20 protein-coding genes are annotated in these 19,879 nt (G+C 70.6%); 17 read left to right on the top strand and 3 right to left on the bottom strand.

What is annotated here, in order from left to right:
• Positions 1 to 28 precede the first annotated feature (28 nt).
• The 13 genes from ACZ69M_RS49235 to ACZ69M_RS49175 all read left to right on the top strand — a co-directional run bounded on the left by ACZ69M_RS49235 (position 29) and on the right by ACZ69M_RS49175 (position 13,680).
• Complete coding sequence (locus tag ACZ69M_RS49235; protein WP_470060238.1) at positions 29 to 1,513, top strand: NUDIX domain-containing protein; 1,485 nt, start codon at positions 29 to 31, stop codon at positions 1,511 to 1,513.
• Complete coding sequence (locus ACZ69M_RS49230; RefSeq protein ID WP_470060237.1) at positions 1,510 to 2,778, top strand: M15 family metallopeptidase; 1,269 nt, start codon at positions 1,510 to 1,512, stop codon at positions 2,776 to 2,778. The genes ACZ69M_RS49235 and ACZ69M_RS49230 overlap by 4 nt, the downstream gene beginning before the upstream one ends.
• 130 nt (positions 2,779 to 2,908) lie before the next feature.
• Positions 2,909 to 3,811 carry an NUDIX domain-containing protein gene (locus ACZ69M_RS49225; protein ID WP_470060236.1) on the top strand — a complete coding sequence of 301 codons (903 nt, stop codon included), beginning with the start codon at positions 2,909 to 2,911 and terminating at the stop codon, positions 3,809 to 3,811.
• 29 nt (positions 3,812 to 3,840) lie between these two features.
• On the top strand, positions 3,841 to 5,013 hold the full coding sequence (locus tag ACZ69M_RS49220) for a bifunctional class I SAM-dependent methyltransferase/NUDIX hydrolase (RefSeq protein ID WP_470060235.1): 1,173 nt from the start codon (positions 3,841 to 3,843) through the stop codon (positions 5,011 to 5,013).
• 421 nt (positions 5,014 to 5,434) lie between these two features.
• The gene (locus tag ACZ69M_RS49215; RefSeq protein WP_470060234.1) at positions 5,435 to 6,241 is read left to right on the top strand and encodes a hypothetical protein; all 807 of its coding nucleotides are present in this window, start codon (positions 5,435 to 5,437) and stop codon (positions 6,239 to 6,241) included.
• Positions 6,228 to 7,277, top strand: a complete 1,050-nt coding sequence (locus ACZ69M_RS49210; RefSeq protein WP_470060233.1) for an enolase C-terminal domain-like protein — start codon at positions 6,228 to 6,230, stop codon at positions 7,275 to 7,277. Before ACZ69M_RS49215 ends, ACZ69M_RS49210 begins: the two co-directional genes overlap by 14 nt.
• The gene (locus tag ACZ69M_RS49205) at positions 7,277 to 7,726 is read left to right on the top strand and encodes a hypothetical protein (protein ID WP_470060232.1); all 450 of its coding nucleotides are present in this window, start codon (positions 7,277 to 7,279) and stop codon (positions 7,724 to 7,726) included. The genes ACZ69M_RS49210 and ACZ69M_RS49205 overlap by 1 nt, the downstream gene beginning before the upstream one ends.
• Positions 7,723 to 8,421 (top strand): HAD family hydrolase, encoded by a 699-nt coding sequence (locus ACZ69M_RS49200; RefSeq protein ID WP_470060231.1) that lies wholly within the window; start codon positions 7,723 to 7,725, stop codon positions 8,419 to 8,421. Before ACZ69M_RS49205 ends, ACZ69M_RS49200 begins: the two co-directional genes overlap by 4 nt.
• The gene (locus tag ACZ69M_RS49195) at positions 8,418 to 9,197 is read left to right on the top strand and encodes a class I SAM-dependent methyltransferase (protein WP_470060230.1); all 780 of its coding nucleotides are present in this window, start codon (positions 8,418 to 8,420) and stop codon (positions 9,195 to 9,197) included. Before ACZ69M_RS49200 ends, ACZ69M_RS49195 begins: the two co-directional genes overlap by 4 nt.
• A gap of 80 nt (positions 9,198 to 9,277) precedes the next feature.
• Positions 9,278 to 10,048 carry a phytanoyl-CoA dioxygenase family protein gene (locus ACZ69M_RS49190; RefSeq protein WP_470060229.1) on the top strand — a complete coding sequence of 257 codons (771 nt, stop codon included), beginning with the start codon at positions 9,278 to 9,280 and terminating at the stop codon, positions 10,046 to 10,048.
• A gap of 14 nt (positions 10,049 to 10,062) precedes the next feature.
• Positions 10,063 to 10,716, top strand: coding sequence for an L-threonylcarbamoyladenylate synthase (locus ACZ69M_RS49185; protein ID WP_470060228.1), 654 nt, complete (start codon positions 10,063 to 10,065; stop codon positions 10,714 to 10,716).
• Entirely contained in the window at positions 10,706 to 12,823 is a 2,118-nt protein-coding gene (locus tag ACZ69M_RS49180; RefSeq protein WP_470060227.1) for a phosphoketolase family protein, read from the top strand. The genes ACZ69M_RS49185 and ACZ69M_RS49180 overlap by 11 nt, the downstream gene beginning before the upstream one ends.
• Positions 12,820 to 13,680, top strand: coding sequence for a phytanoyl-CoA dioxygenase family protein (locus tag ACZ69M_RS49175; RefSeq protein WP_470060226.1), 861 nt, complete (start codon positions 12,820 to 12,822; stop codon positions 13,678 to 13,680). The genes ACZ69M_RS49180 and ACZ69M_RS49175 overlap by 4 nt, the downstream gene beginning before the upstream one ends.
• Here ACZ69M_RS49175 and ACZ69M_RS49170 read toward each other — a convergent pair.
• Complete coding sequence (locus tag ACZ69M_RS49170) at positions 13,677 to 13,829, bottom strand: hypothetical protein (RefSeq protein ID WP_470060225.1); 153 nt, start codon at positions 13,827 to 13,829, stop codon at positions 13,677 to 13,679. The genes ACZ69M_RS49175 and ACZ69M_RS49170 overlap by 4 nt on opposite strands.
• 100 nt (positions 13,830 to 13,929) lie before the next feature.
• On the opposite strand from ACZ69M_RS49170, the gene ACZ69M_RS49165 reads away from it, so the two are divergent.
• From ACZ69M_RS49165 to ACZ69M_RS49155, 3 genes are all read left to right on the top strand, one after another.
• Positions 13,930 to 14,367 carry a P-loop nucleotide/nucleoside kinase family protein gene (locus tag ACZ69M_RS49165; protein ID WP_470060224.1) on the top strand — a complete coding sequence of 146 codons (438 nt, stop codon included), beginning with the start codon at positions 13,930 to 13,932 and terminating at the stop codon, positions 14,365 to 14,367.
• An 80-nt stretch (positions 14,368 to 14,447) separates the two neighbouring features.
• Entirely contained in the window at positions 14,448 to 16,043 is a 1,596-nt protein-coding gene (locus ACZ69M_RS49160; protein WP_470060223.1) for an ISL3 family transposase, read from the top strand.
• Entirely contained in the window at positions 16,040 to 16,423 is a 384-nt protein-coding gene (locus ACZ69M_RS49155) for a hypothetical protein (RefSeq protein WP_470060222.1), read from the top strand. The genes ACZ69M_RS49160 and ACZ69M_RS49155 overlap by 4 nt, the downstream gene beginning before the upstream one ends.
• A gap of 224 nt (positions 16,424 to 16,647) precedes the next feature.
• Here the strand turns inward: ACZ69M_RS49155 and ACZ69M_RS49150 are convergent, their stop codons facing one another.
• Positions 16,648 to 17,490, bottom strand: a complete 843-nt coding sequence (locus ACZ69M_RS49150) for a MerR family transcriptional regulator (RefSeq protein ID WP_470060221.1) — start codon at positions 17,488 to 17,490, stop codon at positions 16,648 to 16,650.
• 428 nt (positions 17,491 to 17,918) lie between these two features.
• Here ACZ69M_RS49150 and ACZ69M_RS49145 point away from each other — a divergent pair, with 428 nt between their 5' ends.
• A complete protein-coding gene (locus tag ACZ69M_RS49145; RefSeq protein ID WP_388222738.1) occupies positions 17,919 to 18,176 on the top strand; it encodes a hypothetical protein in 258 nt (85 codons plus the stop codon).
• A gap of 8 nt (positions 18,177 to 18,184) precedes the next feature.
• Here ACZ69M_RS49145 and ACZ69M_RS49140 read toward each other — a convergent pair whose 3' ends face one another.
• On the bottom strand, positions 18,185 to 19,798 hold the full coding sequence (locus ACZ69M_RS49140) for an ISL3 family transposase (protein ID WP_470060257.1): 1,614 nt from the start codon (positions 19,796 to 19,798) through the stop codon (positions 18,185 to 18,187).
• Positions 19,799 to 19,879 lie beyond the last annotated feature (81 nt).

Raw genomic sequence — 19,879 nt, 5'->3', positions numbered from 1 at the left:
CCGCTCCACGTCCCTCTGAGGTAGCCCCATGCCGTTGTCGCACGACCACATCCGCACCACCGTCGAGACCTACCTCGCTCGCCACCCTCACGAGCGCGAGCAGCTCGGCGGCCTCCTGGACGCCCTCGAGCGTCCCACCGACATCGCCAGCCGCTCCACCTTCACCGGACACGTCACCTGCGGCGCGATCGTCGTCGACCCGCTCAGCCGCGTCCTGCACGTGCTGCACCTGGCGAGCGGGAAGGTCCTCGCCCCCGGCGGACACACCGAGCCCGCCGACGAGTCCCTGGCAGCAGCGGCGCTGCGGGAGCTGCACGAGGAGACCGGGATCCCGCCCCAGGCCGTCACGCCGTGGCCCGGCTACGAGGCCGTGCCGTTCGACATCGACATCCACGACATCGACGCCCACCCGGGCAAAGGCGAACCCGGCCACCAGCACTTCGACCTCCGGTTCCTCTTCCGCCTGCACACTGCGACAGATGTGCCGGTGGTGCTGCAGGAAGAAGAGGTCGGCGGCATCGAGTGGCGGCCCGTGGACAGGGTGACCTCCCCATCCCTGCGCGAGAAGCTGCTCAAGCTCCCGCCGAAGACCGAACCGGATACGGCCAACGCCTCCGCCCTGATCTACAACGACCGCGGCGAGTACCTGCTCCACCTGCGCGACTACTTCCCCGGCCGGATCTGGGAGCCGGGCATGTGGTCCCTGCTGGGCGGCGGCCGAGAGCCCCAGGACGCCACCCTGGAACACACCGTGCGGCGCGAACTGGCCGAGGAAGCCGGCCTCGACATCGCTGATCTCACCCCGTTCGGCACCGAGTACGCCACCGACGACGCCGGCGCGACCGTGCCCATCGCCATCTACGCGGGCCGCTGGAACGGCGATCCCCGCGAACTCCACCTGACGGAAGGGGTGATGCTGGCCTGGTTCACCCCCGACGACCTCCACCGCCTCCGTATCGCAGACACCACCAGCGACCTCGTACGGCGCCACGCCGCCAGCCGCCCCGCCGGCACCGCGCCACAGAGCGGGCTCTCATCCCACGAGGAGTGCCGGTCTACCTCCCCGCACGGCACGGTCCTCAACGTCATCGGCGTCCACCTCTACCTGGAACGGCCCGACGGAACGGTACTGCTCGGGCTGCGCCACCCCGACTCCCCATTCGCGCCGTCCACCTGGCACGTCCTGGCCGGCCACTGCGAGCAGGAGAACGCCATCGCCTGCCTGATCAGGGAGGCCCGGGAGGAAGCGGGCCTGCACATCGAGCGCCAGGACGTCGAACTCGTGCACGTCGTCCACCACATCGATAAGGCCGGGGACCGGCCCCGCATGGGCCTGTTCTTCCGCACCCGAACCTGGAGCGGCGAGCCGGAGTTGCGTGAGCCGGACAAGTGCACCCAGTGGAGATTCTGGGACCCGGTCGCGCTCCCCGACAACCTCGTCTCCTACACCCGGGTGGCCATCGGAAAGATCCAGAACGGGGAGCTGTACAGCGAGACGGGCTGGCCCGCATGACCGGCACACCGAGCGGCGCACCCTGTCACGTGTCTGTAGCAACTGCGGCCGGACGTCCGGGCACTCGCCTCGTGGTGATCCGCGGCAACTCGGCGTCAGGCAAGTCAAGCGTGGCCCAGGGCCTGCGAGACCACTACGGCCGCGGTATCGCGATCGTGGGCCAGGACGTGATCCGCCGGAACGTGCTCAGGGAACACGACACCGCGCGCGGCGCCAACATCGCTCTGCTGGGCAGGATCGCGCGTGACGCCCTGGACGCCGGCTTTCACGTCGTACTCGAAGGGATCCTGTACGCCGACCGTTACGGCCACATGATCACGTCCCTGGTACGGGACCACCGCGGCGTCTCCAGCTGCTACTACCTGAACGTGCCGCTGGAAACGACATTTGTCCGACACGCGTCGAAGGCGGATGCCGCGTACCTGGAGCAAGTCACCGACACCCACCTCGCCTCCTGGTACCGCGAGCTGGATCTATTGCCCGGCGGTCTGGAGACCGTGATCCCGGCCGCCAGCACGCTACAGGACACCGTCGCGCGCATCCTGCGCGAAACCGACCTGGCCTCTGCCTCTCACGTCCCGCCATCGCAGTGCCAGCCGTCACAGGGAGACTCGATGAAGCCTCTGGTGTTGATGTCCGATCCGCAGGTCGCCGCGATCCCAGTGCGCGAGTGCGGGGAGCCGCTCGTCGACGTGCGCGATTACAACTTCCGCGTCGATCCCCGCAAGCAGGATCCGCTGGGCGCGTTCACCCACGTCCGCGAGGGCGTCCTGGCCCGGCTGAAGCACGCCCGCTCGCTCCTGCCCGCTGGCACCGACCTGCTGTTCATCGAGGGCTACCGGCCGCTCTCCCTCCAGCATCGTTACTTCACCGAGTACCGGGACGAGCTGGCCGCCGCTCAGCCCGGCTGGACAGCTGAGCAGCTGCACCACGCCGCCAGCCGCTACGTGTCACCGCCAGAGATCGCGCCCCACTCCGCGGGCGCGGCCGTGGACGTCACCCTCGTCGACCAGGACGGCCACGAACTCGACCTCGGTACCCGTGTCAATGCCTCCCCCGAGGAGAGCGACGGGGCCTGCTTCACGCACGCCCCGAACCTCAGCGATCAGGCACGTCACCACCGCAGGCTGCTGCTCAACGCCATGGAGAACGCGGGCTTTACGAACTATGGAACCGAGTTCTGGCACTTCTCAGTGGCGGACCGGTACGACGCGCTGATGCGGCAGAAGTCGCACGCTCGCTACGGACCGATCGAACTGCCTTAGAGGGCAGCCGGACTCGTCCACTTCCTCGCCATCCCTTCTGATTCCGGAGACACGGGAGCGCGGCCATCGCTCCTTGGCCTGACGCAATCCCAAGACCGCGACGAACCGAGCACATCGAACGGAGGCACTTATGCCTGACGACACCCAGCAGGCGATCCCAGCCGTCCCGAGCCCGGCGGACGGAGACGTACCGCCCGAGCACCACATGCACCTGCTCGGGCGGTACTACCGCCAAGTGGAAGCAGGGCGCAAGACGATCGAAGTGAGGGTGGCCACGCCGAACAAGCGCGACATCGGCGTCGGCGACACGGTCGTCTTCCACGACCGGGACACCGGCCAGGAACTCGACGTCATCGTGCAGCGGATCACCACGTACCCCTCCTTCGAGGACCTGCTCAGCTCGGAGGACGCCGCACGCATCGACCCCGACGGGCCGCCCGGAGACCTGCTCGCCAACCTCCGCAGCATCTACCCGCCGGCCAAGGAAGCCCTCGGCGCTCTCGCCCTCGCGTTCGACCACCGCCCTGCACGGCCGGGCCGCCCCGTGCCGATGACGCCCACGCAGTACGCGCAGACCGTCCCCCACCACACGGTGTACGGCTGCCTCTACATCCGCGACGCGAACGACCGGCCGGTCCAGCTCCGCTCGGTCTACGGCTCGAGACTCTGGCAGTTCCCGGGCGGCAACTTGGACACCGCAGGCGAGGACCCGCTGCAGACCGCACGGCGAGAGACAGTCGAGGAAACGAGCCTCGAACTCGGTCTGGAAACGCCGAAGCTGCTCCTGACGCACTTCCTGCACGCCGGGCCGCACCAGCCGCTGAACAAGGTGGGGCTCATCTTCGACGGAGGCCGGCTGACCGCCGGCCAGCTCGGCCGGATCCGCCTCGATCCCGCCGAGCACGACATGTGGGCCGTCCACGACCTCGCGACCTGGCAGGAGCTGATGGCACCGCGCGCCTTCGCCCGCCTCGACGCCATCGAACGAGCCCGGCGCGGCGAGGGCCTCGCCTACCTGATCACGCACACCTGATCCCCAGCACCCCCACCCAGGAGGCAACCGTGCCCGCCGAGGACACCAACACCAGGGCCTGGCAGATCTACGGCCAGCGCCAACTGGCCCGCGCCTACACCCCGCCCATCCCCGACCGGCTCGGCTGGGCGCCCTGGGAAGGGATCGGACCGGGAGCAGAAGTCCTCGGTGACGTGGCCGGCCGCCGGGTTCTGGACATCGGATCCGGAGCCGGCCACCACGCCGTCCACCTCGCCCAGATGTACGGAGCCCGCGTCACCGGCATCGAGCTGTCCCCTACCCAGCACGAACGCGCCGTCTCCGCCCACGCGGACGTTGACGGCGTGGAGTTCGTCCAAGCAGACGTGGCCGAGTACCTGACCGGAGCCGAGCCGTTCGACGCCGCGTACGCGATCGGGACTCTCGCCTTCATCGACCCGCACCGCTCGCTGCCGGCACTGCGCGACGGCCTGCGTCGCGGCGCCCCTCTGATCCTCTCGCTCCTGCACACCGACCTGCACGGCCGCGGCCCATCCACGGAGGTGGCGCCGCGCGAGCAGATGATCCTGCTGCGCGACGACCCGCCCCTGCCGACACAGATGTGGGTCTTGGCACCGCAGCTGTGGGAAGACCTGCTCACCGAGTACGGCTTCCGCATCGAGGCCATCGACCTGCTACCACACCCCGACAAGAGCGCCACGGTCATCCAGCAGCTCATCCGCGCCCGGCGACTGCCCGACCGTCCGGCGCGCGTCTCCAGCCGCCCCCGCAGCACTAGAGCACCAGCCGCACACGCGGCCGTCGGCGTCGGAGCGATCCTGCTGAGCGAGCAGGGCATCCTGTTGGGCCGGCACCGCCGCGGCACCCTCGAACTACCAGGCGGCAGCGTGGAGGCCGGGGAATCCTTCGAGGACGCGGTGATCCGCGAACTCGCCGAGGAGACTGGTCTGGTCGCTCGCGCCGATGACGTGAGGCTCCTGGGCACGCTCATCGACCACGTCGCTGGTGTCCTGCAGATCACCGTCGGCGCGCTCGTCCACGGCTGGCAGGGGCAGCCCGCCACGCAGCCGGACGAGAGCGTCGGCGACTGGGCGTGGTACCCGCTCGATCAGCTCCCCGACGGCCTGTTCGTATGCAGCGCCCAGACCCTCACCGCCTGGCGGCCCGACCTGGCCATCGACCACCCGTCGGCGCACTTCACTGCCTTCGCCCCAGCCAAGTAGGCGGCGCATTGGCACAACAGCCGACACCGATGCCCTCCCGCGACACGGCGTAGGTGCCGCGCCCCCGGTTGCAACACCCCACCGCTCAAACTCAAGTTGGAGTCCTCCATGTCGCATCTCTCCATGCGCCGGTCCATATCCTCGGACGGCGCCGTCGGCACCGAACGCCTGCATGATCTGGAGCGGGCTGCCGTGCGCCACGGAGTACCCGTCGAGGACGTGGTGCTGATCGCCGTCAACCTGTACGGGATCACCTCCGACCAGGACCGTCACCGGGCCCGGGTCAACCTCCGCCTCGCACGCCGTCCCGACGTTCCCTGGCAGATCATCGTCCCGCTGAACCAGCCGGCCAGCCCGTTCCAGCTCCGGGGCGACGAGCTGTCGCTGAACGGCGAGGTAGTCGCGCACGTCGAGCGCATCGATGCCGACGAGGCGGTCGGGGGGGTACTTCCGCAACGACGGCCGCGCCGCGACCCTCAACCCCAACGCCCGCAGCCGGTGCGTCGGGTGCGGCTGGTGCCCGAACACCCTGGAGGCCGCCGCCGATCCGAGGATGCAGGAAGACCAGGGACTCGACACCTTGCTGCGCGCCCTCGGGGAGCAGCACCCCCGCCGCAGCCTGGCCGAGCTGACCGAGGTCACCGTCTCCACCGGCTGTTTCGAGCGCGAGGAGGCGGCCGTCGCGCACCTGACCGCCCTGCGGCCCGCTCTGGAGCGGGCCGGCGTCAAGGCTCGGATCGGCTTCCTCACCTCCGTGCTGCGCAGCGACGAGGCTTTCGAGACCATCGCGTCGCAGGTGTCACCGTTCGTGCTCAGGCTGACGGCCGAGCACTTCACCCGGCGGGAGGCACTGATGAAGGCGACCAAGGCCGACCTTCGGCCAGAGCAGATGCCGGACCTGCTGACGCGGGCGCGGGAGGCGGGGCTGGACACCTCGTACACGTACATCGTCGGGCTGGACCCGATGGAGGACCTCGTGCGCGGGGTGAACGCGGTGGCGGGCGAGGTCACCGCGTTCCCGAACTTCCAGGTCTTCCAGGCACACACGGTGACGATGCAGGGGATGCGGACGCCGGGCGCGGAGAGCCTGGAGTACTACCTGCGGGCGCGTACGGCGATCGAGCGGGCCATGGCGCCGACCGCGCTGCGGCCGGTGGGCTGGGAGTGCTACCGGCCGCTGTGGTACTTCACCTACGCGGGAGAGGACCTCGTCGATGGACCCCGCTGATGCGGTCATCGACCGGGTGCAGGTCGAGCGCCTCGACGAGAGCGTGGCGGGTCCGTGGAAGGCTGGCGACAGTCGGTTCGCGGTAGTGGTCGAGGCCGGCGAGGTGAACGGGGCATTCGCCCCGGTCGACGAGCTGCCCGCCGCGCTCGTCGCCACCCGGCTTGGGCAGAGCGCTCTGCGGCACCCCGTGGCCGACCACACGGGTCTGCTGCGCAGGCTCCTGGCCGAACTCGGTCCGCACGCGGCGGGGCTCGGGCGCTGGGCGGTCGGGGCGTTGGACTGCGCGGTGTGGGACCTGCACGGCCGCCTCGCCGACCTCCCGGTCGCGGCACTGCTCAGCGACCGGCCCGCGCCGCGGGTGCCGGTCTACGCCTCCTGGCTTTCCCTGGACCTGGCCGCCGAGTCGGCCGCCGAGTCCGTCAAGGCCACCGCCGGTGAGGGGTTCGCCTTCACCAAGTGGGCCCTGCGCGGCGCTGAAGCCGCCGAGATGGTGCTGCTGGCCGAACGGGCGGCGAAGTGGGCGGGGGACAGTGTGGCGGTGGACGCCCTGGGCGCATGGGGGCACCTGCGGACCATGGAGGTTGCACCGCTCCTCACTCCGGAGACGGTGCGCTGGGTGGAGGACCCGCTCGCGCGGACCGACCGGACCGCGTACACGCATCTGCACGAGCAGGCGAAGGGGCTGCGGATCGCGTTCGGCGAGCGGCTGTCCCATGTGGAGGATGCCAGGGCCCTGCTGGAGCACTGCCGGCCGGAGGCGTTCACGTTCGACGCGGTGTGGTGCGGCGGCATCACCGAGGCTCGGGGCTGGCTGGGCGCCGCCCACGACGTTGGGGTCCCCGTCCACCTGCACGGGCGGGCGTTCCTGCCCGCCGTGCACCTGGCCGCAGCCTTCCCCGACGCGGCGGGCGCGGTGGAGTACCAGGTGGTGTGGGAGCCACGCCGCCAGCAGGCACTGTGCGGCACGCTTCAGCCGGACGGCGGGCACGTCGCTCTCCCCGACCGGCCCGGTCTCGGGATGGAGGTGCGCCGGTAATGCCCAGGCACACAGATGAGTTGGCGGTCCACGGCCGCCTGGAGCGACGCGAAGGGACAGAGCTGTTCGTCGTGGACGAGCGGCTGAGCGGCTACGACACCTTCCTGTCCACGAACCTTCGCCTCGACCGGCCGGTGCACCTGCCCGAACTCCCGGTCCGGATCCTTACGTTCGACGACGTCACTGTCCTTGCGCCCCTCGTATCCGTCCTGCCCCAGGCGCAGACCGGCGAGGGGTGGAGCGGCACGCTGCTGATTCCGCACGGCACCCGCCCGCCGACGATCCCCGACGACCTCGCCCAGGCCGCTGCCGAGGCCGGGGTCGACACCAGCGGCTGGTCGCCAGCCGAAGCAAGGCAACTGCTGACCTTCCTCCGCGAAGCCGGCTGCGGGCCCGTGCGCACCGAGCGGATCGGCATGATCATCGCGGCTCTGGCGGGTCGTTCGTGAACGCGGCCCCGGTGCGGCTGGTGAGCCTCGATGTCGGATACACCCTGGGCGAGCCGTCCGGAACGACGTTGACGCAGCGCCTCGTGGAGCTGTCCCCGCTCCCGGCCCGGCAGGCGAAGCAGATCGCCCAGCAGATCCTGCACGCCCTGGACTCGCGCGCCGACGCGACAGCACCGCAGACGGTGTGTGCCGCTCTGGGGATCGCGCTGTCCGCCTTCCCCCACGACCACCGTCCGCCCGGCTTCGCCCTGTGGCCTGGCGCGGTGGAGGCGGTGGCACGGATCTCGCGGGTCGTGCCGGTGGTCACTCTGTCGAACGTGAGCCACTGGGACGAGCAGGAGACCGACGTCGCAGCCCTCCTCGCCCCCCACATCCGGGCTCATCACCCGTCGTGGCAGCTCGGGTTCACCAAACCCGACGCGCGCGCCGTGGAGACTGTCGCCCGGCTGCACGGCCGCGCCCCCGCAGAGGTGCTGCACGTCGGGGACAGCCTCGACTATGACGTACGCGGGGCCCTCGCCGCCGGAGCCTACGCACTGTGGATCACCTCGCGCCCGCCGTCGTCCGAGGCACTCCGGCTGCTGGCCGAGTACCCCGGCCGGGTCACGGCCGTACCGGACCTCACCCGTGCGGTCGAGCACATCGAGCAGACCGTCCTTCCGTCAACCCAGATGATCAGGAGTTCTACCCCGTGAGCCAGTTCGACACCACTGCCCCGTACTACGCCGCCTACCGGCCCGGCATCCCGAAGGAAGCCGTCGAGCTGCTCGCTCAGCGGGTGGCCGGCAAGGAGCACCGGGCCCTGCTCGACCTCGGGTCCGGCACCGGGCAGGTCCCACTGGCCCTGGCCGGGGCGATGACGGAGATCGACGTCGTCGAGCAGGACGCGGGCATGCTCGCCGAGGCCGACAAGGCGCTCGCCGGGCTGCCGGTCACCGTCCGCCTGCACAACGCTCACGCCGAGGAGTTCACCCCGCCCGCCTCGTACCGGGCCGACATCGTCACGGTCTGCCGCGCCTTTCACTGGATGAAGCAAGACGTGGTGCTGTCGCGTCTGGAGGGCATGACCACGCCTGACGCGACCGTCGCGGTCATGGGCGACGGAAGCCTGTGGACCGCGCGCACCGCGTGGACCGACGCCCTGCGCGTCCTGATCCAGGAGTACCTGGGAGAGGAGCGGCGGGCCGGGGTGGGCAAGAAGTACGCGGCGCACAACCGGCCGTACCGCGAGATCCTCGCCGAGTCCGCGTTCGGCCAGGTCGAGGAGCACACCGTCGCCGTCGAGCGGGAGTGGAGCACCGAGACGGTGATCGGCTACCTGTACTCGACCTCCTTCGCCGCCCGGCCGCTGTTCGGCGAGCGGGTCGACGACTTCGAGCGCCGCGCCCGGGCTCTGCTCGACGAGCACGTGGCCGCCGGCGGCCTGCTCGAGCACACCTCCTTCCAGGTCGTCCTCGGCCGGCGCGGCTGACCCGCTCCCCCCATTCGCGCCGGGGCGGCCCCCCTTCCCTCCCCGGCCCCTTATCCCGTCCTTTTGGAAGGAGATCCACCATGCCCAGTCCTGTGACGTGGAGCGACGGCGAGCGGCGCCGGTTCGTCGCTGACGGCGTCCTCATACGCCGTGGCCTGGTCCACGGCGCCGTCCTGTCCCGGGCCCGTGACCTCGTCGGCGGCTGGCTGGCCGAGGCGTACGACCCCGCGCGGCTCACCCCCTACACCGAACGCAGCTTCGCCCCCGAGCTGGAGGAGCACCCCGACCTCCTGGCCCTCTACCAGCGAAGCGGCCTGGCGGAGTTGGCCGGAGACCTGCTGCGGCCCGCGAGGCCCGCCCCGGTCACCCGGGCGCAGATCCAGATCCGGCTTCCGCACGGCGCGCAGCAGCCGGTGAAGCGGATGCATGTCGATGGCGTCTCCTGCCCCCACTTGGAACCGCGCGACCTGCGCACGTTCACCTTCATCGTCGGCGTCGTCCTGGACGGCAGCGCCACCGCGGACGCCGGCGCTCTGCACTACGTGCCCGGAGGGCACCACCGCATGGCCGACTACTTCGCCACGGACTGGGTCCTGGGGCAGCCGGCCCAGACCCCCGACGACATCGACGCCCAGGACGGCACCCCCCTCACCGCCGAGCCCGGCGACGTGGTCGTGATGCACCACCTCGTCCCGCACCGGGTCGGCCTCAACACCAGCAGCACCCCGAGGGTGATGGCGTACTTCCGGGTCCAGCACGCCCAGCACCCCGACCTCGCCCTGCGCGCCTTGTCGGAACCGTGGTTGGAGTACCCGGCGCTCGGCGCCCTCGCCCGCCCCGGAACCGCGTGAGAAAGGGGAGCACCGTGGACGTCCTCACCCCCGCCCAGCTCCCCGACGCGGCCCGGCTCCTGGCCGCCGGGCAGATGGTCGCCGTACCCACCCCCCGCTGGTACATGCTGTGTGCCCGCGCCGACGACCCCGCCGCCACGAACGCGGTCTTCCGCGCCAAGCAGCGCTCCACCGCCAAGCCGCTGCTGCTCCTGCTCGACTCCCCGGCCACGGCCGAGACCCTATTCGACCTGAGCAGCGACGCTCGCCTGCTGAACGGCGGCCTATGGCCGGGGGACCTCGCACTGCGTCTTCCGTGGAAGCCCGCCGTGGAGCCCGTCGCGGCGGTCGGCTCCCCTGCGCTCGTCGGCTGCCCCGACGGAATCCTGGGCCAACTGGTCGCCCTGGCCGGCGAACCGCTGGCCGCCACCGTGTGCAGCATCTCCACCCCCGCCGCCGGCGAGAAGGACCACCCGGCGCTCACCACCGGCCAGGTCGCCGCCTTTGAGCGGACCACGGGGGCCGGGATCGGCGCGGTCGTCGACGGCGGTATCTGCCCGTACGGCCGGCACATGACCATCGTCGACTGCCCCGCGGGCGCCGCCGCCCGCCTGGAGCGGGAGGGCACCGTCCACGCCCGCGCCGTCGAAGCCGCTCTCACCCCGTCAGGAGGACCGCATGTGGGCTGACCTCGCCCGCCGCACGAATCGCCTGGTGCCCGACGCGTCGGTGGCCGCCGTCGCCGACGCGCTCGACTACCTCTGTCTCGCCCAGCTCTACCTGCGCGACAACCCCCTCCTGGCCCGGCCCCTGTCCCCGGCCGACGTCAAGACGCGACCGGCCGGCCACTGGGGAGTGTGCCCGCCCATCAACCGGATGCTCGCTGCCCTGGGCCCGCTCCAGGCGGCCGTCCTCGACGGCTACGAGCTGCACGTCCTGCACGGCGCCGGGCACGCCGGCCCCTCCGCCCTCGCCCATGCCTACCTCACTGGCCGACTCGGTCACGCCCACCCATGTCTGCGCCAGGACGCGGCCGGACTGCGCGAACTCGTCGCGGGCTTCCCCCGGGCCGACATCGGCGGGGAGATCACCCCGATGATCCCCGGCCACCTTCACACCGGAGGCCAGCTCGGCCCCGCCCTCGCGATCGGGCAGGGCACCGTCCTCGACGCGCCCCACCGGCTGACCGTGGTCCTGATCGGCGACGGCGAGTGCGAGACCGGGACGACCGCCGCCTCCTGGCTCGCCACCCGCGCCCTGCACGGCACGGGCGACCACGGCACCGTTCTCCCCGTCGTCCTGCTCAACGGAATGCGCATGGGCGGCAAGAGCCTGCTGTCCACCCTGAGCCGCGCCGAGCTCACCGCCTATTTCACCGGCCTTGGGAACCGGCCCGTCTACAGCAACGGTCTCGACACCGGCCAGCTCCGCCAGGCGGTGGCCGAAGCGCTCGGCGCCGCCCAGCCCCTGGGCATTCCGGGACCGTCGAGCGTCCTGGTCCTCACCCTCGACAAGGGCCACGGCGCCCCCGCCCACCTCGCCGGCACCCCGGCGGTCCACAAGACGCCGCTGCGCGACCCGGCCGGTGTGCCCACCGAGTTCGACGCGCTCGCCGACTGGCTGGCCTCCTACCAGCCCACCCAGCTCCTCACCTCCAGCGGCCGGCCCCGGCCGCACCTGCTGCCCGCGCTCCCGCTGCCCCGCCCCGAGCCCGACGGCCTCCCGGCACCGCGCGGCTGCGTCGCCGCCTCCGCCCAGGTCGCCAGCCGCGCCGCCGGGCGCCCGTTCTCGCAGGTGGTTCCCGAGGTCCTGCGGGCCCGCGCCGAGCAGGGACCGTTCCGCGTGTTCAGCCCCGACGAGCTGGCCTCCAACCGCCTCGACCTCACCGACGAGAACGGACGCCCGGTGCCGTGGACGGTGGAAGTGCTCAGCGAGGAGTTGTGCCACGCCTGGGCCCAGGGCTACACGGAGACCGGCCGGCACGCACTCGTCGCCACCTACGAGGCGTTCGCGCCGATCACCCTCAGCCTCGTCCAGCAGCAGCTCAAGCACCGGTCCGTGCGTCGGCACGCCGGGCTCGCCCCGCTGCCCAGCCTGGTCTACCTCCTGACCAGCCTGAGCTGGCACAACACCCTCACCCACCAAAACCCCAGCCTCACCTCGGCGCTCCTGGCCGGCGGCGACCCCACGCTCCACGTCCTCACCCCCGCTGATCCCGCGCGCACCGCCGCCGCCCTCACCTTCGCCCTACGCAAACTCGGCCGGTGCACGCTCGTCGTCGCCGGCAAGCACACGAGCGTCCACCACCCGCTGGACACCCTCGACGAGGAACTGCGGCACGGCATCGCGATCTGGCCCCACCTGACCCACCCCGGCCCCGGCGAACCCGACCAGATCCTCGTCTCCGTCGGCGACCTGCCCGCCGAGGCCCTGAGCACCCTCGCCCAGCGGCTCCGCGCCGAACGCCCCGGCCTGCGCCTGCGGTACGTCCACGTCCACGACCTCACGGCCCTCGCCGAGGACGGCACCCGCCCCCTCGCCCTCGCCCCGGACGCGTTCGCCCGCCATTTCGGCACCCGGGCGCCGATCGTCCTGGCCACCAGCGGGCACCCTGCCGACATCCACGCCCTCCTCGGCCGCCGTCACCCCGGGCCCCGGCTCACCGTCCTCGGCTACCGCGACCCCGGCCGCCCCGTCTCGCAAGCCCGCCTCCGCCAGCTCTGCGGCCTCGACGACGCCAGCCTGTGGCAGCTCGCCACCCCCCTCACCGACACCCCGAAGGAGATACCGGCATGAGCACCCCGCTCCCACCCGTCGCCCCCGACGCCGTCACCCTCGACGCCTTCGAACGCGACGGGTACGCGGTCATCCGCGACGCGATCACCCCGGCCCTGCGCGACCGGCTCCTGACCGCCGCCGAGAAGCTGCTGGCCAGCGACATCACCCAGGGCCGCGACCGAGGAGGCGACGGCAAGGACGGCTTCCGCGGATGCCTCAACCTCGACCCCGCGTTCCTCCCGCTCCTCGCCAACCCGTCCGTCCTGCCCACCGTCGTCCAGCTCCTCAGCCCGAACATCCACCTGCTGTCCGCCCACCTCATCGCCTTGCCCAGCGGCCCGCCCCGCACCATCCGCATCCCCGGACGCCACGGCTGGCACCGCGACATGTACGGCGTCACCGCCGACCTCGGCTTCTCCCACACCCCCCGCATGGCCATCAAGGCTGCCCACTACCTCACCCCCGTCACCCCCGACTGCGGGCTGACCATGTTCCTCCCCGGCAGCCACCGCCTCACCGAAGAACCAGTCGTCCCCGCCGGCGCCATCGACCCACCCGGCGCCATCACCCCCAACATCACCGGAACCGACGCAGTCCTCTTCGAGAACCGCACCTGGCACACCGGAGGCATCAACCTCTCCGGCCGACTCCGCATCGCCCTGATGCTCCAGTACGGATACCGCTGGCTACACCCCGTCGACGACCCTGCCACCAACCTCCGGAAAGACTCCGCTCTCACCCCCATCGAGCAGCAGCTCCTCGGCCTGCCCGACCGCCACCCGGACGGATCCCTCGCCAAGGGCAGCGGAGCCGCCCCCATCCGCTCGTGGTGGGAGACCGGCCCATGGACCCCCGTGTCGGCCAAGAAGCGCTAGCCGAGATGATCGCCGTCGCCGAAGAAGCCGGAGAATCCGCCCTCGGCGGGCTCACGCTCCACCGGATCGCCGCCGACGGCACCACTGCCCCGTGGCCACCGAACACCGGCCTCGACGCCACGCATCCTCTCGGCGTCCGCCTCACCCACCGACTCCTTCACGGCGCCCCCGCCATTCAAACCCCCGCTAGAACCACGGGTACGCCACGATGACCCCACCGGTACGAGTACTACGAGGGAGCACAACATCGTGAGCGAGCCGACCGCCATCCTGCTCATCGGGATCACCGGCTCCGGCAAAACCCACCTCGCGCAGGCCCTCGCGGACCACGGCCTCGTCCGACTCAGCGTGGACGAGGAGGTCCATCGTCTCCACGGGCGGTACAGCGTCGATTACCCCGAACACGGGTACTTCGAGCGCGAGGCCCCCGCGGTCGAAACTGTACGCGCGCAGCTCACGGAGCACCTGCTCGTCGGCCACTCCGTCGTCCTCGACCACGGCCTGTGGCGTCGCTCCGATCGCGACGAGTGGAAGAAGACAGTCCGCGCCGCGGGCGGACGCCCGCTGATCGTCTACCTGCCGGTGTCCAAGGAGGAACTTCTGCGGCGCCTCGCCGCACGCAACCAGCGCCAGGACGCCAACGCGCTCGCCGTCACCCCCGAAGCCCTGGATGATGGGGATTCTTGAAAACGGCTCTGGCCGCAGTTCCGTGAATCTCCAGGTCAGCGAGGTGAGCGAGGGATCGTTTCGGCAGAGTATGTCTCGGCATGGCGAGCACGACGGTCGAGGCTGTGCTGTTTCCTGGGATCGATGTGCGAGTGGAGTGCGTCAGCGACTCCTCCGACGTCCTTGTGGTGGAGGCGGTGTCCACCGCTCGCCCCGGCCAGTGCCCCGACTGTCGGAAACAGGCGAGACGCACACACAGCACGTACCAACGTTCCTTGCAGGAAAGGCCGTTGGCGTCTCGCCGGGTCCTTGTCCGGCTGCGGGTCCGCCGGTACTTCTGCGACCGGAAGAGCTGTTCCCGCAAGACGTTCGTCGAGCAGGTGCCGGGACTGTCCGAGCGGTACCGCCGTTCCAGCACCGGGCTGACGGGCTGGCTGCGGTCGATCGCAATCGAGCTCGGCGGACGTCCGGCCGCGCGGTTGTGCCGCCGCCTGCGGCTGGTCGCGGACCGGACCCGGCTGCTCAGGCTGTTGACGGCGCCGACGGTGCCGGACCGTGCGCCGCGGGTGCTGGGGGTGGACGAGTTCGCCTTCCGTAAGGGCTGCACCTACGGCACCGTGCTGGTCGACGTCGAGGCCGGCCGGGTCGTGGACGTACTGCCCGACCGCACCTCCGAAACGTTCTCGACCTGGCTCACCGCGCATCCCGGCGCCGAGATCATCTGCCGGGACCGAGCGAGCGCCTACACCAAGGCGGTCAAGGAAGCCGCCCCTCACGCCCTGGAAGTCGCTGATCGCTGGCACCTGTTGCAGAACCTGTCCTCGGCGGTGGAGAAGACCTGTCACCAGCACCGCGACTGCCTGCGCAAACGCGCCGAGGAGGAGATGGTGACCGAGGTGCCGGAGCCGCCCCCGATGCTGTTACCACCCGCAGAACTGCCCCGCACCCAGATCATCGAACGCACCCGCCACCGTTACGAGGACATCCACCGTCTGCTGGAGAAGCGCTGGACGATCAGCGCCATCGCCCGCCGTCTGAACCTCGACCGCAAGACCGTGCGCCGTTTCCGCGACACCGACCTGGACGAGCTGCTGGCCTCCGCCCGCGAGCGCCGCCCCAACGGCGTCCTGGAACCGTTCAAGACATACCTCAACGCCCGCTTCGCCGAGATGCAGGGCCAGGTCAGCGGCACCCGCCTCTTCCACGAGATCCACGAACGCGGCTACCGCGGCAGCCGCCAGGTCGTCCGCAAACACCTCGCCGCCCTGCGGGCGGGCACCGCCGAGCCGGTCCGGGCGGAAATCCCCAGCCCTCGCAAGATCACCTCCTGGATCATGCGGCCCCGCGAGACCCTGACCGAGAGCCAGGACCGGCGGCTGCTTCAGGTCCGGCTCGCCTGCCCAGACATCACCCGGGCCTGCGACCTGGCCCGCGTCTTCGCCGACCTGGTGCGTCACCGGCGCGGCTACCTGCTGCTGGAGTGGATCCGCCAGGCCGAGCAGGACGCGCCGAAGCCGATGCAGGGCTTCGCCGGCTTCCTCCGCCAGGACCTCGAAGCCGTCACCGCCGGCCTCACCCTGCCGTGGAGTTCCGGCGTCGTCGAAGGGCATGTGAACCGGGTGAAAACGCTCAAGCGAGCGATGTATGGCCGGGCCTCGTTCGAACTCCTCCGGACCCGCATCCTCACCCAGTCATGAACGTGGAATACCCGATACTTACGCAGGTGGGCATACCTACCAGCGATCACCGCGACGAGCCGCTCGATGCTGCTCTGGCAGACATGGCAAACAACATCTGCGGCATCATCAGAGGGAGCACCGATCCCGCCCAAGTGGCATCTCGCCTGGGCGCACTTGGCTGGAGGACACGGTCAGCCTCCTGGCACTCCTTTGAAGCCGAGACCGCTTGGTGCCGCGTCGAAATCGACAAGACCGACGACGGGACAACCTTGATCAACGGCGTCATCGACCCGCAGCGGATCGATGACCTGACGAGGCTCCTCGCCAGGCTCGGCTGGCAGCACAGCCTCGAACTCTCCGATGAGGACAACAACATCCTTGAAGAGCGCCACCACTGACCGGCCGCATCACGAAACCGCGGCCAGAGCCTTGAAAACGGCCAGGGATACTCCTCGCATCACTCGCTCTGGTGTTCAACGAAGTGGGGAGTTTCAAGGAGCGTGGCCCGGATCGTCGGCTTGGGTTTCCCGCTCGTGGAGTGTGCGGGCCATGTCGAGACGTCGAGACGCCGGCTTCCTGTCGGTGGCCGATCCGGGACCCTCACCCACGGCCGCACCAGCGATCAGCTGTCTGTGGAGAGGTCCGCGGCAAGGAGCTGTCCTGTGAGTTCCACGCACCGTGTCCGGGCCGCGGAGAAGCCGTAGGGCATCTTGGTTATCGCTTCGAAGGCGCTCATCTGGACCTCCTCCTCGCCGCTCGCCTCGGCGTCGTAGATATCGAAGAGCTTCTCTTCGGCCTCGTCCAGTCCGGCCGCTTCAATGGCCTGGTGCAGGGCCTTGTGGTGGGCGTGGTGCTGCGCGGCGAGTTCCTCGACCTGCGGGTCGTGGGGGTCGACGGTGTCATCGAGGGCGGCGTCGGCCGCGTCGAGGCGGTCTGTCTCGGCCCGTAGGTCGGGATGGGTCGCCAGGGTGATGAACACGCTGGCCTGGATTGCGGCTCCCAGCGGCCCGAAGATCCGTTCCGTGACCAGCAGGGCGTCCAGGTCGGAGGGGCGCAGTGCGCCAGAAGGCAGGTGGCTGAGCCGGTCCGTGACCAACGGGGAGAGCAGGCCCAGTGGGCTGCCCACGGCCCGCAGGCGCTGGACTGCCGCGCGCTGACGCTTGATGTCGGCCTCCTTGGCGGCCAGGGTCTCCTCCAGCCGGCCCAGGACGTCCTCAACGTCCCGGGCTTCGTCGAAGGCGGTCCGCATGTCGTCCAGGCTGATGCCGGCCTCGGACATCTTGCGGATCCACAGCAGGCGGATCATGTCGTCGTAGCCGTAGCGGCGGCGTCCGTCTCCGCCTCGCTCGGGCTCCGGCAGCAGACCGATCTGGTGGTAGTGACGAATGGCGCGCGGGGTGGTTCCGGCGAAGGCGGCGGCATCGCCGATCTTGACCTCGCGGGGAGGTGCGGCGGAGGGGTACATCGCAGACAGGGCCTTTCGTGCTGTGGTGCCCTCGACGACACCACATGCCGCTACGGCATGTGCAACTACACACCACCCGGACCCTGACGGGCTATCGGGCGCTTGGCTTCACGGGCCCGTACCGGCCCACTTTCGCGCGGGTTTTGGCCCCACCTGGCTGCTCGGACGAGGTTGATCGGGAATGAGCATTGGCCCCATCCCGGAGGGGGCTGGCCTGGTCGGCGGGTGGGGCCGGAACTCGCTGGAATCGCCTCCCGCGAAACGGCGGTGGGGCCGGCGCCCGTCGGTAGGTGGGGCCAAGACTCGGGTCTGGCACAAGTTCCGTGACCCGGTTGCTGACGGTGGCGTCAGTGGCATGTGTTGAGATGACGGGACTCTGTTCGCCGACTTGCTGGGAGATCGTCTCAATGCCTGGTGCGTACCCCTCCTTGACGCGGGCTCTGGCCGAGGCTCTGGTCGATGTCCTTTGGTTCGTCGAAGGCTGTGAAGACGAGCAAATGGATCCAGACGACGCCGTCAAGGTCCTGGAGGGTGTCGCTCACGTCGTGAGCAAGCTGTCGCGTGAGCAACAGGACGAGTTCCTCGGCCTGCTCGCCACGATGGCTCGCGAGGAATCTGATCCGTCGCGGCGAGCGTTTTTGGAGGAGTTTCCGGACGGCTTCGGGCTGGTGGAGGACGCGGTCTGACCGCACCCTCAGGAGAGAAGGACCCGCTTACGCAGAAGGCCGAAGCCGGCGCGGCCGAACATCTGCCGCTTGAGCATCTTGATCCGGTTGACTGCCCCTTCGACTGGGCCGGAGTTCCAGTCGGTGGTCAGTCCGGCGGTCACCGCGGCGAAGTCGCTCATCAGACCGGTGGCGAAGCTGCTGATGCCGGGCAGACCGGCGTCGGTGGCCTCGGTGATCCAGTCGGGCAGGCGGTCGCCGCTGAGGGTGGTGAGCATCTCCGCGAACGAGCTCGTCAGCTCCGCGGCGGAGGCCAGTTCCGGGCAGCGGTCGAGCACGGCCTTGCGGTGCAGCTTCTCTTCCTCGGTCAGGGTGGCGGGGTGCCGGGTGAGCCAGCCGGTCACCTGCCGTGTCGACAGCGGTGGTGGAGCGGGGGTGAAGCCTTCTCGCTGGGGCAGCTCGCGCCGGATCCAGTCGCGGACGAGGGAGTAGTGGCCGCGGAAGCCGCGTGCGGTGATCTCCCGGTGGAGAGCGAGGATGGTCACGTTCCCGTCGGTCTCGGCCCAGCGGTCGGCCAGGTAGGGCTTGAACGGGTCAAGTTTGGTGGGGAGTTGGCGTTTGCGGCCCTTGACCATGTCCTGCCAGCGGGTGGCTCGGGCGTACCGCTGGACGGTGTGCCGCCCCCATCCCAGGTGGCGGGCGATGTGGCGCAGACCCATGCCCTGGGCGAGGAGATCATGGACGAGGGCGTGGTGGGCGCGAGCCCGTTCGGCGAACCTGCCGGTCGGATCGTCCGGTTGGGTGTCTTCGCCGGATGCCGCCGCTACGGGCGTCTCCCACGCGGGCTGGGGTTCCGGGGCGGGCGGTGGCAGGTCGCGCAGGCATGAGCGGTGGGCGGCGACGGTCTTCTCGGCCGCCGAGGCGAGGTTCTGCCAGAGATGGAAACGGTCGGCGACCTGGAGGGCCTGGGGCGCGGCGGTGTCGGCCGCCTCCGCATAGGCACCGGCGCGGTCGCGGCAGACGACCTCGATTCCCGGGTGGGCCGCGAGCCACGGGGCGACGGTGGCGGCATCCCGCTCAGGCAGCAGGTCGAGGACCTGATGGGTCTCGGCGTCGATCACGACCGTTCCGTAGACATGGCCGCGCCGCAGCGCGAAATCGTCCACGCCTACGGCGCGAGGCTGCGTCGCGGCCGGGTCAGGCAGGTCCATCACCCGGCGCAGCAGCGTGGTGCGGCTGGTGGTGATGCCTATGACCTGGGAGAGTCGGGCACCGGCCCGGCCCGCCAGGGCCAGCCCGATCGCGCTCATCGTCTGCCGCAGCCGCTCGGTGACCCGGCCGTGGCGGCGGGTCAGCCCCGGCACCTGTTCCACGAACGTCCGCCGACCGCATGCGGTGGCCGGGCAGAAGAACCGCCGGACCCGCAAGGCGAGTTGCGTTCTCCGCCCGGCAGCGGGCAGATCCGCCGGGAACCGCAGGTAGGAGCTGTGGACCCGTGCTGTCCAGTGGGCGCAGTCAGGGCAGGCGGCTCCGGTCGGCGTGCATCGCGCCTCGACGCGTATCGCCTCGCCGTCTGTACTCACGGCCACGACCGCGATGCCGGGGACCGACGGGAACAGCAGCTCGCACAGCTTGGACAACATCTCGTTCACGACAACCGAATGTCAGCCGCACCACCCGCACGAGGAGCGATTTCGAGGCGAGTTCTGAACCTTGCGAAGAGA

The organism is Streptomyces sp. NPDC107454, assembly GCF_055582885.1.
This window is presented reverse-complemented; position numbering and strand designations above follow the sequence as displayed.